A 16,774-nucleotide genomic window follows, 5' to 3' on the forward strand; every position below is an offset into this window, starting at 1 on the left:
GCCCGCCGGCGGTCAACTTCCGCCCCCTCGAGGCCCGCCGCCGGGGCGGGTGCGGGGGGGGGGTGGGGGGGGGGCGGTCCGCGGCCCCGCCACCCCTCCCCCGGCCGGCCGCCCTGACACCCTGGCCTCCATGAACGCACCCACCCGCGGCGCATGGCTGCGCGCCGGAATCAGCCGTGACGGCGGTCCCCTGGCTGAAACAGAGCACGTCGTGTGGATCCAGTCCGGCGACCACTACGCCGACAGCCGCGGATTCGCCGGAAGGACCACCTACGACGGTGAACGGGTCCACTTCCACCATGACGTCGGTACGCCCGGCCAGGACGTCGGCACCCTGCGAAGCGATGGCGACAACCTCGTCGAGACAGGCACCAACGCCGACGGAAGCACCTTCCTCGAGGTCTGGATGCCGCTGCCGGACAGCGACGGGCCCCTCGGCTTCTGGCGCGTCGGGGATACGCAGACCGTCCGGGTCGGCAGGCACGTCGTGCACGTCGACGGCACGGACGGCCGGCACTTCGTCCTCCCCGCCTGACAGCCGTCCCGGCCGGACGGCCCTGCCGTCGGCTCAGGCCAGCACCTTGACCAGCTCGGCGGCCAGCGGCGCGGACGAGGCCGGATTCTGGCCCGTGTACAGATTCCGGTCGGCAACGACATGGGGTGTCCACGGCTCGCGCTCACGGAAGTCCGCGCCCAGTTCGACGAGACGGTCCTGGAGCAGCCACTTCGCCTGACCGCCCAGGCCGGCCTGGGCTTCCTCGGCATTGGTGAAGGCGGTCAGCCGGTAGCCCGCGAACGGCCATGAGCCGTCCGGGCGTTCGCACGCGAGCAGGGCCGCAGGCCCGTGGCACACAACACCCAGCGGCTTGCCCGAGTCCAGCGCATCGGTGAGCAGCCGGCCGCTGACGGGGTTGACTGCCAGGTCCTCCATCGGGCCGTGGCCGCCGGGGCAGAGGACCGCGGCGTAGTCGTCCAGCTCGACCTCCTCCAGCTTGACCGGGTGCCGCAGGGCGGTGAACGCCTCCAGACCTGCGGCGACGGCGTCCGCACCGGCCTGTCCGCCGTTCGCTTCGGGCGGGAGACTCGCCCGGTCCACGGTCGGGACCACCCCGCCGGGTGTGGCGGCGACGACCTCGAGACCGGCCTCGGTGAAGGCGCGGTAGGGGGCGACGGCCTCCTCGGCCCAGAAGCCGGTGGGGTGCTTGGTCCCGTCGGCCAGCGTCCAGTGGTCCGCTCCGGTCATCACGAACAGGATCCTTGCCATTTCGTCTCTCTCCGTCCGTCGATGCTCTGACGTTGTGTACTCAGAGCGTCGTCCCGTTGCCGATCCGGAAGCGGGCCGCCACGCCCTGTCGTTCATCAAGTAGGCCGAACGCGCGTGACCAGATGTGGTCCGCCGCGTTGAAAGGGGCGTAAATGCCGCAGGTCCTGCGGCAGGTCCTCATTCTGCAAGGAGATCTCGATGTCGCGTATCGCGAAGGCAGCAGCCGTCACCGCTGCCGCCGGTGCCGTCCTGGCCGCCGGTGCCGGCGTGGCCACCGCCGATGCTGGAGCCGGCGCCGCCGCCATCGGTTCCCCCGGTGTCGTGTCCGGCAACGTCGCCCAGGTTCCGCTTCACATCCCGATCAACCTGTGCGGCAACACCGTCAACGTCATCGCACTGCTCAACCCGGCGTTCGGGACCGAGTGTGAGATCGGTTCCCGCCACCACGACGACAAGGACGACAACGGCGGCTACCACCACTGATCCGCCTGAGGGGACGGCGGCAGGCCGCCATCCCCCACAGCTCCCCCTTCGGCCTCCTGTCGCAGCTCCGCGGCGGGAGGCCGGCGTGTTTCATCAGTAGCGCGGCTCATGGACGCACCGCCGGGGACGCGTCGTCTTCCGCCGGGTGGCCGGAAGGCGGGGGCCGCACTCTTGTTGCCGGACAAGGTGTGTGCCATATATGTCTAGACCATTCTTCCCTTCGGGCGGAGGCATGCCTGTGCTACGGATCCCCCGGCTCGCCGCCCTTGCCTGCGCCGCCTGCCTGATCCTGGCCGGCTGTGGGCCGGACGAGCGGGACACGCAGCGCCCGCCGGCTCCGGCCGGGGTCACGGCCCGGGCGGGCACCGCCACTTCGGCCCATGTGATGTGGGACCAGGCGGACGGCAGGGCAGGAGTAACCGGCTACGACGTCTACCTGGGCAGCAAGAAGGTCAAGGCGGTTCCCGGCGAGAAGCACATGACCGACATCGACGGACTGACTCCGTCGGCCGCCTACACCTTCACGGTCCGGGCGCGGGACGCGGCGGGCAACGTCTCACCGCGCAGCGCGGCCGTACCCGTCACCATGCCCGCACCGGCCGTGGACGACCGCGTGGCGCCCACCCGTCCAACGCGGCTCGTGGGCCGTGCCGACGGTGCCCGCGCCGCCACCCTTGCCTGGACCGGGTCCGCGGACGACGTGGGGGTGACCTCGTACGACATCTATCAAGGCGGTGTGCGCATCCACAGCGTGAGCGGGAACGCGACGACCGCTCGCATCACCGGACTGCGCCCCGACACCGTCTACACGTTCACCGTCCGCGCCCGTGACGCGGGCGACAACTCCTCACCGTCCGCCGGGGCGGTGGACGTCACGACTGCCCCGGCGAAGGGAAGCGGCACGAGCACGGCGCCCGCCGACTTCCGGGCGGTCTCCGTCATGGAGGCGGGGAGGCGGTACATCGAGCTCTCGTGGGTGCCGCCGCGGACGGACGAAGTCGTAGAGGAGTACGAGATGTTCCTCGACAGCAGACCGACCACCACAATCCGGTGGGGCGCCGCACCTCCGGCCGGGAGGGCGACGTACCGCTTCGACGCCGGCGACCGGCGGGAGGCCTCCTACCGGGTGAAGATCCGCGCGAGACTCCCCGACGGGAACTGGGGGGCCTTCTCGGCTCAGCGGGCGGTCGTCGTGGACGACGGCGGCCGCTGAGTCGCAACACCCGGGGGCGTACCCGCCGGCCGCGGACCGCCGTTTGCCGGAATGCCCTGCTCGGGGGGTCATTGCCGGTAGGGCCCGGTATTCAGCCCACAGAAAGGAAGTTCCATGTTCCGAGGGCATCTGGCGCGGCGAGGGTCCTGACATCGCATGGTTCAAGGACCCTGCCGGCAACATCCTGTCCGTGCTGCAGGCGGACTGAGGCCGGTCCGGTGTGCCGCCGGCCTGATCAGTCCTTGTAGTCGGGTGCGGTCCGGTCGAGCAGACGCAGCATCGCGGCCCAGGCAAGGTCGTACGCCTCGTCGTCCTGGAAGTCCGCGCTCGCCTCGCCCGCAAGCTGCCGTGCGGTGTATTCGCAGACCTCCGGAGAGGGGATGGTCAGCGCGCTGCCGCCCGCCTGGGCGGTGACCTGAATCTCGCAGGCCCTCTCCAGGTAGTGCATCCGCAGGAACGCCTGGGCCGCACTCTCGCCGACCGTCAGGAGGCCGTGGTTGCGCAGGATGAGAGCGGTGTGGCCGCCGATGTCCTCGACCAGGCGCTCCTGTTCCTCGAGGTTGAGGGCCACGCCCTCGTAGTCGTGGTAGCCCACGCGGTTGTAGAACTCCATCGACATCTGATTGAGCGGCAGCAGCCCGTCGCGCTGCGCGGCGACGGCGCAGCCCGCCTTGGTGTGGGTGTGCAGGACGCACTGGGCGTCCGGGCGGGCGGCGTGGATCGCGCTGTGGATGACGAAGCCGGCGGGGTTGACCGGGTACGGGGTGGGTTCAACCGGGTTCCCGGCCAGGTCGATCTTGACCAGGTTGGAAGCGGTGATCTCCTCGAAGAGCAGGCCGTACGGGTTGATGAGGAAGTGGTGCTCGGGCCCGGGCAGCCGCAGCGAGATATGGGTGAAGATCAGGTCGGTCATCCGGAAGTGGGCGACGAGCCGGTACACGGCGGCGAGTTCGCGGCGCAGCCTGACTTCCTCGGCGGCATGCTCGGCGTGCTCGGCGCGCGCGGCACTCTCGGTGCTCCCGTCACTCGGGGCCATGTCAGGCACGTCGGTGGCGGGAGGCAGCAGGTCGGTCACAGGGTGGCTCCTTGGGCGGCCGGGTCGACGACCGGGGTCGTCGGACGCCCGGTTCGGTGCCAGGCGATGACGTTCTCGGCGGGCTTGCACACGTACGCGCGGCGCGAGGTGTCCGAGAGGTACGCGCTGTGCGGGGACAATTGGATGCGCGGGTGGCTGCGCAGCGGGTCGTCGGCGGGCGGCGGTTCGACGGGGAAGACGTCAAGGGCGGCTCCGGCGAGCCGGCCGCTGTCGAGTGCCGCCAGCAGGGCGGCGGGATCGACCAGCTCACCACGCGCGACGTTGACGAGGAAGCTGCCGGGGCGCATCCGTTCGAGCAGGGCACGGTCCACCAGTCCGTGGGTGTCCGGCGTGAGCGGGACGTGCAGGGACAGGATGTCCGCCGTGCCGGCCAGGGTGTCCAGGCCGAGCCGGTCGACGCCGCCGGGCCACGCCGCGGTGGAGGCGTGCGGGTCGTACGCCGCGATCCGGCCGAACACGGGCGCGGCGATCCTGGCCAGGGTTCGGGCGATCCGTCCGAGGCCGAGCAGCCCCAGCGTCAGGTCGCCGGCCCGCCGGGGAAGTTCGGTGAAGTCCGCGTTCCACCCACCCGAGCGCACGACCTCGTCGGCCTGGGGCAGGCGGCGCACGAGGGAGAGGGCGGAGGCGAGTGCGTGGACGGCGACGTCCTCCGTCGCGGCGTCGGGCAGGTTGGTCACCCACAGACCGCGGCGGCGCGCCTCGGCGGTGTCGACCATGTCGTACCCGGCGGACATGGTCGCGAGGATCCGCACCCGCGGGAGGCGGTCCAGGAGGTCGGCGTCGACGCGTGCGTAGCCGACGATCAGGGCGACGGCGTCATGGGCCGCGGCGGCGATGACGCCGGGATCCCGGCTGTCGGCGATGCGGACCTCGAATCCCGCGTCGGCGAGGAGTCGCGCTCCCGGCCCGGCGTCGAGGTCCTCGGTGTCCGTGAACACCGCCACGGGTTGCCCCATTCCATCCTCCACAGATGATTCGTCGGCGACTGGAGCCATGAACGTACGATTCGACTGCAGAACTTGTCCAGGCCAAGCCGAGTCGGACGTAGGTGATGCCTGTCACCCACGCGCCGTCCCGTCCGGCCGGTGGCTGAGAATGACAGCGGACCCGGAACGCCGCCGCACCCCGGGCCGTCGAATCGAGGGGATCAGCGCAGGTGGATCTGGACCGCATCGACCTGGCCGTCGTCCGTGAACTCCAGACGGACGGCCGCTTGGCGTACGAGACGCTGGCCCAGCGCGTCGGCCTGTCCCGCCCCGCGACCCGGGCCCGCGTCCAGAGACTGCTGGACTCCGGTGCGGTGCGGGTGGCGGCCGTGGTCCTTCCCGCCGTACGCGGCCTGACCGCCTCGGCCCATCTGTCGGTCGGAACCCGCGGTGAGGCCGGACCGGTGGCCCGGGCGATCTCGGCGATGCCACAGGCACCGTTCGTCTCGCTGACCGCGGGCCGCCGGGCCGTCATGGCCGAACTGCGGACGGAGGGGCTGGCGGAGCTGGACCGGGCGATCGAGCGGGTGCGCACGCTGCCCGGGGTCGGCACGGTGGATCCGCTGATCACGATGCGGCACCTGAAGGACCCGTATCTGCCGTCGGGCGTACCGACTGTGAGCGGAGTCGGTCTCGACGACACGGACCGGCTGATCCTCGACGAGCTGGAGCGGGACGGCCGGCTGCCCTTCGCCGAACTCGCCGAGCGCGTAGGGCTCTCGGCGGGAGCCACCCGCTCCCGCACCCTGCGCATGCTCGACAGCGGGGTGGTGAGGGTGCCGGCACTGGTCCGCCCCGAAGTGCTGGGGCTGGGGTTCCTGTGCGGTTTCGCGGTCCGGCTGGAAGGGCCGCGGGAGGCTGTGGCCGAGCGGCTGGCGGGCTGGGAGCGGGTGTCGTTCCTGTCCTCGTGCCTGGGCCGGGCGGAACTTGTGGGCACCGTGTCGGCGGAGTCCTTCGCTGCGGTGAGCGCCACGCTCGAGGAGATGCGGGCCTGCGAGGGAGTGCTCGACGTGGAGAGCTGGGTCCACCTGGAGCTGGTCAAGGAACGGTACGACCTGGGGCATTCCGTTCCGTAGGCCGGCCACCGGGAAGTGCGGCCGCGTCGGTCCACCGGAAGGCGGGCAGGCGTCGTCCTTCAGCGTCTCCATAGGTGACCGGCCACGAGGTGACCGCCGGCGGTCCGCACGGACCTTACGGACCCATGACGTCCCGGCGCGCACGCGGGGAATGCGGCGCAGCAGCGATTAGCGTCCGCGCCATGCGTGTACTTGTCACCGGAGGCGCCGGCTTCATCGGTTCGCACATCGTCACGGCTCTCGCCGCCCGCGGCCACGAGCCCGTCGTGCTCGACGCCCTGCTCCCCTCCGCCCACGCGGAAGCCCCACCCCCGCCCCCCGCCGAGCACATCCGGGCAGACGTACGAGACCGGCCCGCCCTGTCGCGGGCGCTGCGCGGCGTGGACGCGGTCTGCCATCAAGCGGCCATGGTCGGCCTCGGCAAGGACTTCGCCGACGCACCCGCGTATGTGGAGTGCAACGACCTCGGGACGGCTGTGCTGCTCACGGCCCTGACCGAAGCGGGGGTTCGTGACCTGGTGCTGGCGGGGTCCATGGTCGTGTACGGAGAGGGCCGGTACGACTGCCCCCGGCACGGGCGGGTCAGGCCGGGCCCGCGCGCCGCCGGAGACCTCGACGCCGGGCGCTTCGAACCGCTGTGCCCGCACTGCGGCGCCGAGCTGACGCCCGGAGAGGTGGACGAGGACGCCCCGGCCGATCCGCGCAACGTGTACGCCGCCACCAAGATCGCCCAGGAGTACCTGACCTCAGCGTGGGCACGGGCGAGGAGCGGGCGCGCCGTGTCACTGCGCTACCACAATGTGTACGGGCCGGGAATGCCGCGTGACACACCGTATGCGGGCGTGGCCTCCTTCTTCCGTTCGGCGCTCGCGCGCGGCGAGGCCCCCCCGGTCTTCGAGGACGGCGGCCAGCGGCGGGACTTCGTACACGTTCGGGACGTCGCGGCGGCCAACGTGGTGGCTCTTGAAGCCGTCGCGAGCCGGGAGCCGGGCGTGCTCACCCCGCTCAACACCGGTAGCGGCGAGCCGCACACCGTAGGTGAGATGGCATGGGCGCTGGCCCAGGCGCACGGCGGCCCCGATCCCGTCGTGACCGGCGAATACCGGCTCGGGGACGTACGGCACATCACGGCCTCCTCGCGCCGGCTGAGGGCCGAACTGGGCTGGCGCGCCGGGACCGGTTTCGCCGCGGGGATGGCGGAATTCGCGCGGAACGAGCTGCGCGGGGCGGGGAGCGCCGATGTCCGTATTCCGTAAGGACTCCACACCCCCGGCGCCCGGCCCGGATTCATACGGTGAAGAGGTGACCGCGCCGGCCGAACCGACGGTGGACGTCGTACTCCCCTGCCTGGACGAAGCCGCGGCCCTGCCCTGGGTCCTGGAGCGCATCCCTCCGGGCTGGCGCCCGATCGTGGTCGACAACGGCTCCTCCGACGGGTCCGCCGATGTCGCCCGCGGGCTCGGGGCCACCGTGGTTCACGAACCACGCCGGGGGTTCGGCGCCGCCTGCCATGCCGGACTCATGGCGGCCCGGAGCGAGTTCGTCTGCTTCTGCGACTGCGACGCCTCGCTGGATCCCGGCCTGTTGCCCGCACTCGTGCGTGAAGTGGGGGACGGCCGAGCCGACTTGATGCTGGGGCGGCGACGGCCGCACGGGCGCGGTGCCTGGCCGTTGCACGCGCGGGCCGGGAATCTCGTGCTGTCCGCCATGGTGCGCCGGCGTACCGGCCTGCGGCTGCGGGATCTGGGGCCGATGCGCGTCGCGCGGCGGGAGCCCTTGCTGGGCCTCGCTCTCACCGACCGGCGCAGCGGCTATCCGCTGCAGATGGTCGTACGCGCCGCCGACGCGGGCTGGCGGGTCCGCGAAGCGAATGTCCCCTACCGGCCCAGGACGGGAAAGTCGAAGGTCACCGGCACCTGGCGGGGCACGTGGCAGGCCGTGCACGACATGCGCGCCGTACTGGCGCAGCCGCCGGAGGCCGTCACGGTGCGCGGTGGGGCGGGTGCCCGGTGACCACGCTGCTCGTCATTGCCAAGGAGCCTGTGCCCGGCCGGGTGAAGACCCGGCTCACCCCGCCGTACTCGCCCCTGGAGGCGGCCCGGCTGGCCGAGGCCGCGCTCGCCGACAGCCTCGCCACGGTAGCCGCGGCTCCGGTGCGGCGGCGTGTCCTGGTCCTGGAGGGGGAGCCGGGCAGCTGGCTGCCGCCAGGCATCGAAGTGGTGGCTCAGTGCTCCGGCACGCTGGACGAGCGGCTGGCCGCGGCGTTCGCTCTGTGTTCCGGCCCGGCCCTGCTGATCGGCATGGACACGCCGCAGGTCGCTCCGGCCGATCTTGCTCCCGCGCTGGCATCGGACGCGTGGCGGGGCTGCGACGCGTGGTTCGGCCCGGCGGCCGACGGCGGCTTCTGGGCCCTCGGCCTCGCCGAACCGGACCCGCAACTGCTGCGCGGGGTGCCCATGTCCGTGCCGGAGACCGGTGACGTACAGCGGCGCCGGCTCACCGATGCCGGGCTGGCCGTGCGCGATCTGCGGGTGCTGCGCGACGTGGACACCGCGGCCGACGCGCGGCTGGTGGCGGCGCAGGCGCCGCACAGCCGGTTCGCCGCGGCGCATGCCGCGCTCGCGCGGCAGGGGATCCGATGACTGCCGACGGAGCGGGGCCCGCCCGCGGGGCAGCGGCGTGGCACGCCGATCCGTACACGGACGCGCTGCGCACCGGGCGGGGCCCACTGTTCCTGCGCCGTCACGACGGCCGGCTGCTGCCCCTGGAGATCGAGCGGTGGTGCGCCGCGGCGGACCACGCCGACCTGACCGCACTGAAGCGGTGCCGGGGTGCGGTGCTCGACATCGGCTGCGGTCCGGGACGGCTCGTGACAGCGCTGGCGGAGCTCGGCAGCCCGGTCCTGGGGATCGATGTGAGTCCGGCCGCGGTGGCCCGCACGGTGCGGGCGGGCGGCAGCGCGCTGCGCCGCTCTGTCTTCGACCGGCTCCCCCGTGAAGGGAGTTGGGGCACCGCGCTGCTCATCGACGGCAACATCGGGATCGGCGGCGATCCATCGGCACTGCTGAACCGGCTCACCCGCCTCGTCGGACGGGACGGCACCGTGCTGGCCGAAACGGCCCCGCTCGACATCGACGAGCGCGTCCTGGTCCGCGTCGACGACGGCCGGGGCGCGCTCGGTTCTGTCTTTCCCTGGGCCCGCATCGGCGCTGCGGCACTGCGGCGGCACGCCGAGGCCGCCGGCTGGACGAGGACGGAGCAGTGGACCGTATCCGGGCGCAGCTTCGTCACGCTGCGCCGCGCGGCCGACGAGCCGTCCGTCGCTTCCGCCGGAGCACACGTGAGCGCAGCCGGCGCAGCAGGAGCAGGATGGCAGTGACCGCGGCCACCGCACCGAGCAGGAGCAGCCAGTTCCGTACATAGTCGAGAGGCAGGGCAGAGGCGTTGGTGGGGGCACCCGGCCGCAGCATGACGGGCAGCGCGACCACGGTCAGGCAGCCGGCGACGATCAGCGCCGCACGCACCGCACCGCGCGCCGCGATACCTCCGAGCAGTAGCCCCGCGGCAAGGACCAGCGGCGCGATGACGCCGTCGTGCAGTACGACCGCTCCGGCCAGCCATAGCGCCACGTCGCGGAACTGGCCGCCGCCGGCGAGCAGCGCCATACCGATACCCATCAGGAGGACGCCCATGGCGCCCACGAGGACACGCATCACAGGATCTCCAGCCTGCTGACCCATTTGGTCTGCAGTACGCCCGGCCGGTTCGGTGCGATGACGCGGGCGGGGAAGCCGTGGTCGAGCGAGAGCACCTCGCCGTTGAGTTCCAGGGCCAGCAGAGTGAGGGGATCGCGGGCGTAGGTGCGGCCCATCTCCATGACCCGGTAGGCACCCCGCCGTTCGAGCGAGACCACCCGCAGTCCGGCGCCCGGGCGGGCCTCCGCGCGGTCCAGCAGGTCCCGGATGCGTACGCCGGTCCACCGTGCGGACTTGCTCCAGCCCTCCACACAGGCGATGGGCAGGGTCACCTCGTGCTGGGGCAGCGCCCGCAGTTCGTCGAGCGTCAGCTCGTACGGGGCCGGCCCGTGGACGGTCAGCCGCCAGCCCGGTACGGACCCTGCGGTGACTCCCGCGGCGGCCGCCGTGCGGTTGACCGGCAGGCCCTGCGGGCCGTGGTCCGGATGCCGGGGCGCGAGCACGTCGAACCGCTTCAGCGCGGTGAGGGACTGGCCGACGGTCGTGACAGTGACCGCCCCGACCGCCGCAGTGACGGCGATCAGCAGCGAGCGCCGGTCGGGGCCGTCCTTGCTGGGCAGTTCCAGCGTTCCGGGCGACTTCCTGCCCCAATGCCCCCTGATCTGCGGCGCCTTGACGGCGATGTGCAGGAGCAGCGCACCGGCCAGTATCCAGGCCACGGCGAAGTGCACCGGCACGAAGGAGAACGGCCACGGATACCACTGCACGGTGTTCAGCAGCCCGGAGAACAGCTGGAAGACGGCCGCCGCGACCAGGACCGCCACCGACAGCCGCTCGAGAGCGTGCCGGACCGAGCGCACCGGAGGCCATACGAACAGCCTCGGGTAGACGGTCCACAGCTTCGCCAGCAGCAGCGGGATCGCCGCGATTCCGCTCGCCACATGGAGGCCCTGGGTCAGCCGGTAGCCCCAGACCGGGCGGCTGGGCAGCTCCCCCGCGAGCCAGCCCGGCGGCCGCTGCAGATAGTGGCTGAGCACACCCGTCAGGAAGCACAGCGCGACGGCCACGGCGAGCCAACGGCCGATGACCGTGGCCGTCCGGGCGTCGTGCAGCCGGCCGGAGAAGGACGGTGGAGCCAGTCGCAGGTTCATGTCTCCATCACACCTCCGAGCGGTCCGCCGCCGGGAGGTCCGACACCTTACGAAATACGGACGCCGGGTGAGGGACACCGCCCGCCGGGCGTGTGGGCTGCGACGCTGAATCACATGATCAACCCGCGTACCGTCCGCACCGGCGTCCTGCTGGCCGCGCTGGCCGCCGTCCTCACGCTGACCATCCGCAAGGACGGCTACCACTCCGACCCGGCGGGGCTGTCCTGGTGGTACGCGGCGAGCTGGCTGCTGTTCGGCGCCGCGGCGTGGTCGCTGCGGAAGGCGCCGGTGGCCCACGCCGTCGCCCTGGTGCTGGCCGGCGGTATCGCCGTGGCCGCCACCGGCCTCGCCGCCCCGCCGCGCACGAGCACCGATGCGTACCGTTACGCGTGGGACGGCCGGGTGCAGGCGGCCGGGATCTCCCCGTACGACCATGCCCCGGCCGACCCGGAGCCGGCACGGCTGCGTGACAGCTGGCTCTTTCCCACCGGGGCCGCGTGCGAGGGGCCCGACCGGGTCCGGATTCCGGCCGTCGGCGCGGTGGTTGCGCAGTGCACCCGCCTGAACCGGCCGCACGTGCACACCATCTATCCGCCTGTCGCCGAGGGTTACTTCCTGCTGGTCCACTCGCTCTCCCCGGACGGCGCGCGCCACAAGCCGCTGCAGACCGGCGGTGCCCTGCTCTCCCTCGGCACGACCGCCGCCCTGCTCCTGGTGCTGCGCCGCCGCGGGGATGTGCGGTACGCCGCGTACTGGGCCTGGTGCCCGGCCGTGCCGGTCGAGGCGGTCAACAACGCGCACGCCGACGCGCTCGGTGTGCTGCTGGCCGTGATCGGGCTGGGCGTCGTCAAGGCCCGCCGCGTGGCCGGCGGGGCGGTGCTGGGCGCGGCGATCGGCACCAAGCTGCTGCCCGCCGTGGTACTGCCGGGAACACTGTCGGGGGTGCGGCGGTTCAGGGACGCGGCAGCCGTGCTGCTCCCCGCCGCCGCGGTGCTCGCCGTCACGTATGTGCCCTACGTGCTCGTCTCGGACGGCTCGGTCCTCGGCTATCTCGGGGGCTATGTCGTGGAGGAGGGCTACGACGACACCTCGACCGCCAAGAACCGCTTCGCTGTGCTCCGCCTGCTGCTCCCGGACGCGTGGGCCGTCGCGGCCGCGACCGTCGTCCTGCTGCTCGTCGTTCTGCACGTCCTGCGCCGCGGCGACCCCCGCAGGCCGTGGAGCGGCGCCCTGCTGGTCACCGGGACGGCCTTCCTGCTGCTGACGCCGGGCTACTCCTGGTACGCGCTGCTGCTGGTGGGGCTGGTCGCACTGGACGGCCGCTGGGAATGGCTGGGCATCGCCGTTGCCGGAGCGGCCAAGTACGTCACCGGCCGCGCGTTCCCCGACTCGTACACCGTGGGGACCACGGCGTACGCCATCGCGGCGGCCGCGGTACTCGTCGGATGGGCGCTGCGACGCGCCCGGTCGGCCGGGTGCGGGAAGCGGACCCTTGCCTCCGCACCCTCGACCGGTCGAGGCGCCTGCTGACACGCCGCGGTCCCCATATCCGCCCGACTGTCAACTTCCGGTTGACAGCGGAACGTGCCGCTGGAGACCCTCAGGCAGGCCGCCACCGCGGCGCTGCCGCCGGCGGACGACCAGGTGCCCGACCTCATCCCGTACGACCAGAGGACGCAGAAGGCGCTCGAGCTCACCTTCCGGCAGGCTCTGCGGCTGGGCCACAACTACATCGGGACCGAGCACATCCTGCTCGCCCTGCTGGAACTCGAGAACGGCACCGGGGTGCTCACCGGCCTCGGCATCGGCAAGGCGACCGCGGAGGACCACATCAGCGCGGCCGTCGCCGCCACCCTCGCCGCGCAGGAACAGAAGCGACCATGACACCGGCGGGGACCGGAGCGGGGATGCGGCCGTCGCGGTCCCGGTGGTTCTAGGCTCGCGGTGTGCCCCTCATCCGCATCGCGCGCCACAGCCCACTGCCCGCCGAGGAGGCCTGGCGGCGGCTGACCGACTGGGAGCAGCATGCCGCGCAGGTGCCGCTGACGCGGGCCGTCGTCCGGACGCCACCGCCGACGCGCGTGGGCACGATGTTCACCGCCCGTACCGGACTCGGCCGGGCCGGCATCGACGACCCGATGGAAGTCGTCCGGTGGGAACCCCCCGTCGCCGGCCGCCCGGGCCGCTGCCGGCTGGAGAAGCGTGGCCGGGTGGTGCTGGGATGGGCCGAGATCGAGGTGCGGCCGGAAGCAGCCGGCTGCCGCATTTTGTGGCTGGAGGAGCTGCGGCTCCGTGGGCTGCCCCGACTCCTCGATCCGCTGACGGTGACGGCGGGCCGACTGCTGTTCGGACGGGCGCTGACCGGGCTGCTGGGAGAAACCCGGCGTGGCGCGCGCCGATGAGTTCCTGCGGGGCGTGGAGTCTGAACCGGTGAGACCTCAGAGCCGACCAGAGAAGGAATTCACGCCATGGCAAAGATCACTCTCACCGAGTTCCTGTCGATGGACGGCGTCGTGCAGGCGCCCGGCGGCCCGGACGAGGACCGCAGCAACGGGTTCGAGCACGGCGGCTGGCTGGTTCCTTTCGCCGATGAGGACATGGAGAACTACATGGCCGGCTTGTTCGACGCCGTCGACGCCTTCCTGCTGGGCCGCCGGACGTACGAGATCTTCGCCGCCGCCTGGCCGAAGGTGACGGACGAGAACGACCCGATCGCCTCCCGGCTCAACACGTTGCCGAAGTACGTGGCATCGACAACTCTCGACAAGGCCGACTGGCACAACTCGACCGTCCTGTCCGGCAATGTTCCCGAGAAGGTGGCCGCCCTCAAGAAGGAGTTCGACCGGGAGCTGCAGATCCACGGCAGCGCCACGCTGGCGCAGAGCCTGATGGCCCACGACCTGATCGACGAGTACCGCCTCCTGGTCTTCCCGGTGGTGCTGGGCAAGGGGAAGCGGCTGTTCGAGGAGGGGGTGCTGCCCACCGCGTTCGAGCTCGTGGACTCCGGGACCACCAGGAGCGGAGTGGCCCTGCTCACCTGTCGGCCGAAGGGCCGGCCGACGTACGGCACGTTCGAACTGGCCGAGTGAACGCTCGGCCCCCGCCTGCGCGGCGGGGGCCGAGCGTTGCTGCCGGTGCCGCCGTCAGCGGATGGGCATGCCCGACAGTGTCCGGGCGATGACCAGGCGCTGGACCTCGCTGGTGCCCTCGAAGATCGTGTAGATCGCGGCGTCCCGGTGCATCCGCTCCACCGGGTACTCACGGGTGTAGCCGTTGCCGCCGAGGAGCTGGATGGCCTGCGCGGTGACCGTCTTCGCCGTCTCACTGGCGTACAGCTTGGACATCGAGCCCTCGGCCGAGGTGAACGGCTTGCCCGTCGTCGCCATCCACGAGGCGCGCCAGACCAGCAGCCGGGCCGCGTCGATCTGGGTGCGCATGTCGGCCAGCTGGAAGGCGACGCCCTGGTTGTGGATGATGGGGCGGCCGAACTGCGTACGGGTTTTGGCGTAGTCGAGCGCGACCTCGTAGGCGGCCCGGGCCGTGCCCACCGCCATCGCGCCGACCGCCGGGCGGGACGCCTCGAAGGTGGCCATCGCGGCGTTCTTCACCCTTTCGCCACCCGTCTTGGCGCGCTCGCGGGCCCGGGCGAGGCGCTCATCGAGCTTCTCCTTGCCGCCGAGCAGGCAGTGCCCGGGCACCCGCACGTCCTCGAGGACGACCTCGGCGGTGTGCGAGGCGCGGATGCCGTGCTTCTTGAACTTCTGCCCCTGGGAGAGCCCGGGGGTCTGCGGCGGAACGATGAAGGATGCGTGGCCCTTGGAGCCGAGCTCCGGGTCCACGACGGCGACGACGACATGGACGTTGGCAATGCCGCCGTTGGTCGCCCAGGTCTTGGTGCCGTTCAGGACCCACTCGTCCTTGGCCTCGTCGTAGACGGCGCGAGTGCGCATCGCCGCCACGTCGGAGCCGGCGTCGGGCTCGGAGGAGCAGAAGGCGGCGACCTTCACATCGTTCTCGTCGCCGTACATCTGCGGGATCCAGGTGCCGATCTGCTCCTCGGTGCCGTTGGCCAGAACGCCGACGGCCGCCAGGCCCGTACCGACGATGGAGAGGGCGATCCCCGCGTCGCCCCAGAACAGCTCCTCCATCGCCACCGGGATACCGAGTCCCGTGGGGTCGAAGAACTGCTGGGCATAGAAGTCGAGGGAGTAGATGCCGACCTTGGCGGCTTCCTGGATGACGGGCCAGGGAGTCTCCTCGCGCTCGTCCCACTCGGCGGCTGCGGGGCGAATGACGTCGGCGGCGAAGCCGTGGATCCAGTCGCGGACCTGCTTCTGGTCATCGTTGAGCTCCATGGTGAACTCCGCCATGTCCCCTCCAAGCTGTTGTTACTAGCGGTAACATAGTCTGTTACCGGCCGGTAGCGGATGTCAACTCCTGCTGCCCGTTGGATGCGCCGGCCGGGCAGGGTGTTACTTTTCCGGGGCGTCACGCAATCGCACGGGCGGGGAGAGACACGCAATGGAGACCACGCAACAGGCCGATCAGCAGCGGGCGGCCGAGCGCCGGCGTCGGGAGTTGCTCGAAGCCGCCGACCGGGTGGTGCTCCGGGACGGCCCGCAGGCCTCCATGAACGCCATCGCCGCCGAGGCCGGCATCACCAAGCCGATCCTCTACCGGCACTTCGGCGACAAGGGCGGCCTGTACCGGGCGCTCGCGGTGCGGCACACCGACGCGCTGCTCGACGCGCTGCGCGCCGCACTGGACGCGCCGTCCGACCGGCGGGAGCGGGTCGAGGCGACGCTGGACACCTACCTGGCCGCCATCGAAGCGCGCCCGCAGGTCTACCGCTTCCTGATGCACCCCGCGGAGGACCCGCAGCAGTCGGAGCAGGGCTTCGACGTCGGGCGTCATTCGGCGCCGCTGCTGCGCAGGCTCGGCGAGGAGCTCGCCAAGGTCATCGAGGACCGGGTCGATCTGGGCCCGGGCGGCAAGGAGTTGTCCCGCGTGTGGGGCCACGGAATCGTCGGCATGATGTACGCGGCCGGCGACTGGTGGCTCGGCGAACGGCCCTGTTCCCGCGCGCAGTTGGTGCGTTCGCTGGCCGATCTGCTGTGGGGCATGCTGGCTGCCGCAGGGGACCGCGTGGGCGGACCGGGTTTCTGATAGCTGACCGCCCGACGTCGCGTCACCCGCTCCAGGGCGCCCGGCGCGCGGCCCGCAGGGCCCGGCGCCGGCGCAGCCCGGTGAGCAGGTCGGTGTAGACGGTGCCCTCCAGGTGGTCGCACTCGTGCTGAAGGCAGCGCGCGAAGAATCCGGTTCCCTCGACGCGGACGGGTACGTCGTCCACGTCGACGCCTTCGACGACAGCCCGGTCGAACCGGGTCGTGCCCGCCTCGATGCCCGGCAGCGACAGACACCCCTCCGGACCGCGGATCTCGATCCCGTCGGCCTCCACCAGGCGCGGGTTGACGAGGTGCCCGACATGGCGGACGTCCTCGTCGTCGGGGCAGTCGTAGACGAACACCCGCAGCGGAACACCGATCTGGTTGGCCGCCAGCCCGACGCCTTCGGCCGCGTACATCGTGGCGTACATGTCCTCGATCAGCCGGGACAGGGCCGGACCGAAGTCGGTGACCGGCTCGCAGGCGCCGTGCAGCACCGGATCGCCGAGCAGGCTCATGGTGCGCACAAAGCCGGAACTGCCGGGAATCGGACGCCGTCGCATGGCCGCAACCCTACGTCCGGCGGGGTCCCGCACCTTCCGCACGGTGCCGCGGTCAGGGCCGTGGCCGGATCTCGATAGGCTG

19 protein-coding genes and 1 pseudogene are annotated in these 16,774 nt (G+C 72.0%); 13 read left to right on the plus strand and 7 right to left on the minus strand.

Features of this window, described 5'->3' with window-relative positions; all coding sequences use genetic code 11:
• Positions 1-130 precede the first annotated feature (130 nt).
• Positions 131-535 carry a hypothetical protein gene (locus AB0M62_RS14015; protein ID WP_366074416.1) on the plus strand — a complete coding sequence of 135 codons (405 nt, stop codon included), beginning with the start codon at positions 131-133 and terminating at the stop codon, positions 533-535.
• Positions 536-568: 33 nt separating this feature from the next.
• Here the strand turns inward: AB0M62_RS14015 and AB0M62_RS14020 are convergent, their stop codons facing one another.
• Entirely contained in the window at positions 569-1,264 is a 696-nt protein-coding gene (locus tag AB0M62_RS14020; protein ID WP_366074417.1) for a type 1 glutamine amidotransferase domain-containing protein, read from the minus strand.
• Positions 1,265-1,462: 198 nt separating this feature from the next.
• Here AB0M62_RS14020 and AB0M62_RS14025 point away from each other — a divergent pair, with 198 nt between their 5' ends.
• Together AB0M62_RS14025 and AB0M62_RS14030 are read left to right on the plus strand one after the other, a co-directional pair.
• On the plus strand, positions 1,463-1,747 hold the full coding sequence (locus AB0M62_RS14025; RefSeq protein ID WP_366074418.1) for a chaplin: 285 nt from the start codon (positions 1,463-1,465) through the stop codon (positions 1,745-1,747).
• Positions 1,748-1,979: 232 nt separating this feature from the next.
• Positions 1,980-2,960, plus strand: a complete 981-nt coding sequence (locus tag AB0M62_RS14030; protein WP_366074419.1) for a fibronectin type III domain-containing protein — start codon at positions 1,980-1,982, stop codon at positions 2,958-2,960.
• A gap of 235 nt (positions 2,961-3,195) precedes the next feature.
• Here AB0M62_RS14030 and AB0M62_RS14035 read toward each other — a convergent pair whose 3' ends face one another.
• Together AB0M62_RS14035 and AB0M62_RS14040 are read right to left on the minus strand one after the other, a co-directional pair.
• A complete protein-coding gene (locus AB0M62_RS14035; protein WP_366074622.1) occupies positions 3,196-3,996 on the minus strand; it encodes a class II aldolase/adducin family protein in 801 nt (266 codons plus the stop codon).
• A 35-nt stretch (positions 3,997-4,031) separates the two neighbouring features.
• Positions 4,032-5,012 (minus strand): C-terminal binding protein, encoded by a 981-nt coding sequence (locus AB0M62_RS14040; RefSeq protein WP_366074420.1) that lies wholly within the window; start codon positions 5,010-5,012, stop codon positions 4,032-4,034.
• A 200-nt stretch (positions 5,013-5,212) separates the two neighbouring features.
• Between AB0M62_RS14040 and AB0M62_RS14045 the strand changes: the two genes are divergently transcribed.
• The 5 genes from AB0M62_RS14045 (at position 5,213) to AB0M62_RS14065 (ending at position 9,497) form a co-directional block, all read left to right on the plus strand.
• Entirely contained in the window at positions 5,213-6,118 is a 906-nt protein-coding gene (locus AB0M62_RS14045; RefSeq protein ID WP_366074421.1) for an Lrp/AsnC family transcriptional regulator, read from the plus strand.
• A 182-nt stretch (positions 6,119-6,300) separates the two neighbouring features.
• Positions 6,301-7,374, plus strand: coding sequence for an NAD-dependent epimerase/dehydratase family protein (locus tag AB0M62_RS14050; RefSeq protein ID WP_366074422.1), 1,074 nt, complete (start codon positions 6,301-6,303; stop codon positions 7,372-7,374).
• 70 nt (positions 7,375-7,444) lie between these two features.
• Positions 7,445-8,131: a glycosyltransferase family 2 protein gene (locus tag AB0M62_RS14055; protein ID WP_366074623.1), complete on the plus strand. Its 687-nt coding sequence runs from the start codon at positions 7,445-7,447 to the stop codon at positions 8,129-8,131.
• The gene (locus tag AB0M62_RS14060; RefSeq protein WP_366074423.1) at positions 8,128-8,760 is read left to right on the plus strand and encodes a DUF2064 domain-containing protein; all 633 of its coding nucleotides are present in this window, start codon (positions 8,128-8,130) and stop codon (positions 8,758-8,760) included. Before AB0M62_RS14055 ends, AB0M62_RS14060 begins: the two co-directional genes overlap by 4 nt.
• Positions 8,757-9,497 carry a class I SAM-dependent methyltransferase gene (locus AB0M62_RS14065; RefSeq protein WP_366074424.1) on the plus strand — a complete coding sequence of 247 codons (741 nt, stop codon included), beginning with the start codon at positions 8,757-8,759 and terminating at the stop codon, positions 9,495-9,497. Before AB0M62_RS14060 ends, AB0M62_RS14065 begins: the two co-directional genes overlap by 4 nt.
• Here AB0M62_RS14065 and AB0M62_RS14070 read toward each other — a convergent pair.
• On the minus strand, positions 9,406-9,831 hold the full coding sequence (locus tag AB0M62_RS14070) for a hypothetical protein (protein ID WP_366074425.1): 426 nt from the start codon (positions 9,829-9,831) through the stop codon (positions 9,406-9,408). The genes AB0M62_RS14065 and AB0M62_RS14070 overlap by 92 nt on opposite strands.
• Complete coding sequence (locus tag AB0M62_RS14075; protein WP_366074426.1) at positions 9,831-10,964, minus strand: molybdopterin-dependent oxidoreductase; 1,134 nt, start codon at positions 10,962-10,964, stop codon at positions 9,831-9,833. The genes AB0M62_RS14070 and AB0M62_RS14075 overlap by 1 nt, the downstream gene beginning before the upstream one ends.
• Positions 10,965-11,078: 114 nt before the next feature.
• On the opposite strand from AB0M62_RS14075, the gene AB0M62_RS14080 reads away from it, so the two are divergent.
• From AB0M62_RS14080 to AB0M62_RS14095, 4 genes and pseudogenes are all read left to right on the plus strand, one after another.
• Complete coding sequence (locus AB0M62_RS14080) at positions 11,079-12,494, plus strand: glycosyltransferase 87 family protein (RefSeq protein WP_366074428.1); 1,416 nt, start codon at positions 11,079-11,081, stop codon at positions 12,492-12,494.
• Between the two features lie 48 nt (positions 12,495-12,542).
• Positions 12,543-12,848 (plus strand): annotated as a pseudogene (locus AB0M62_RS14085) (Clp protease N-terminal domain-containing protein); the annotation flags it as partial.
• A 62-nt stretch (positions 12,849-12,910) separates the two neighbouring features.
• The gene (locus AB0M62_RS14090; RefSeq protein WP_366074429.1) at positions 12,911-13,366 is read left to right on the plus strand and encodes an SRPBCC family protein; all 456 of its coding nucleotides are present in this window, start codon (positions 12,911-12,913) and stop codon (positions 13,364-13,366) included.
• Positions 13,367-13,432: 66 nt separating this feature from the next.
• Positions 13,433-14,053 (plus strand): dihydrofolate reductase family protein, encoded by a 621-nt coding sequence (locus tag AB0M62_RS14095; protein WP_366074430.1) that lies wholly within the window; start codon positions 13,433-13,435, stop codon positions 14,051-14,053.
• A 54-nt stretch (positions 14,054-14,107) separates the two neighbouring features.
• Here the strand turns inward: AB0M62_RS14095 and AB0M62_RS14100 are convergent, their stop codons facing one another.
• The gene (locus AB0M62_RS14100) at positions 14,108-15,334 is read right to left on the minus strand and encodes an acyl-CoA dehydrogenase family protein (RefSeq protein WP_366074431.1); all 1,227 of its coding nucleotides are present in this window, start codon (positions 15,332-15,334) and stop codon (positions 14,108-14,110) included.
• A gap of 151 nt (positions 15,335-15,485) precedes the next feature.
• Here AB0M62_RS14100 and AB0M62_RS14105 point away from each other — a divergent pair, with 151 nt between their 5' ends.
• Positions 15,486-16,130, plus strand: a complete 645-nt coding sequence (locus AB0M62_RS14105; protein ID WP_366074432.1) for a TetR family transcriptional regulator — start codon at positions 15,486-15,488, stop codon at positions 16,128-16,130.
• A 22-nt stretch (positions 16,131-16,152) separates the two neighbouring features.
• Here the strand turns inward: AB0M62_RS14105 and def are convergent, their stop codons facing one another.
• Positions 16,153-16,692 (minus strand): peptide deformylase, encoded by a 540-nt coding sequence (gene def / locus AB0M62_RS14110; protein ID WP_366074433.1) that lies wholly within the window; start codon positions 16,690-16,692, stop codon positions 16,153-16,155.
• Between the last annotated feature and the right edge of the window lie 82 nt (positions 16,693-16,774).

It is taken from the genome of Streptomyces sp. NPDC051219 (genome assembly GCF_040682335.1).
Classification (GTDB): domain Bacteria; phylum Actinomycetota; class Actinomycetes; order Streptomycetales; family Streptomycetaceae; genus Streptomyces.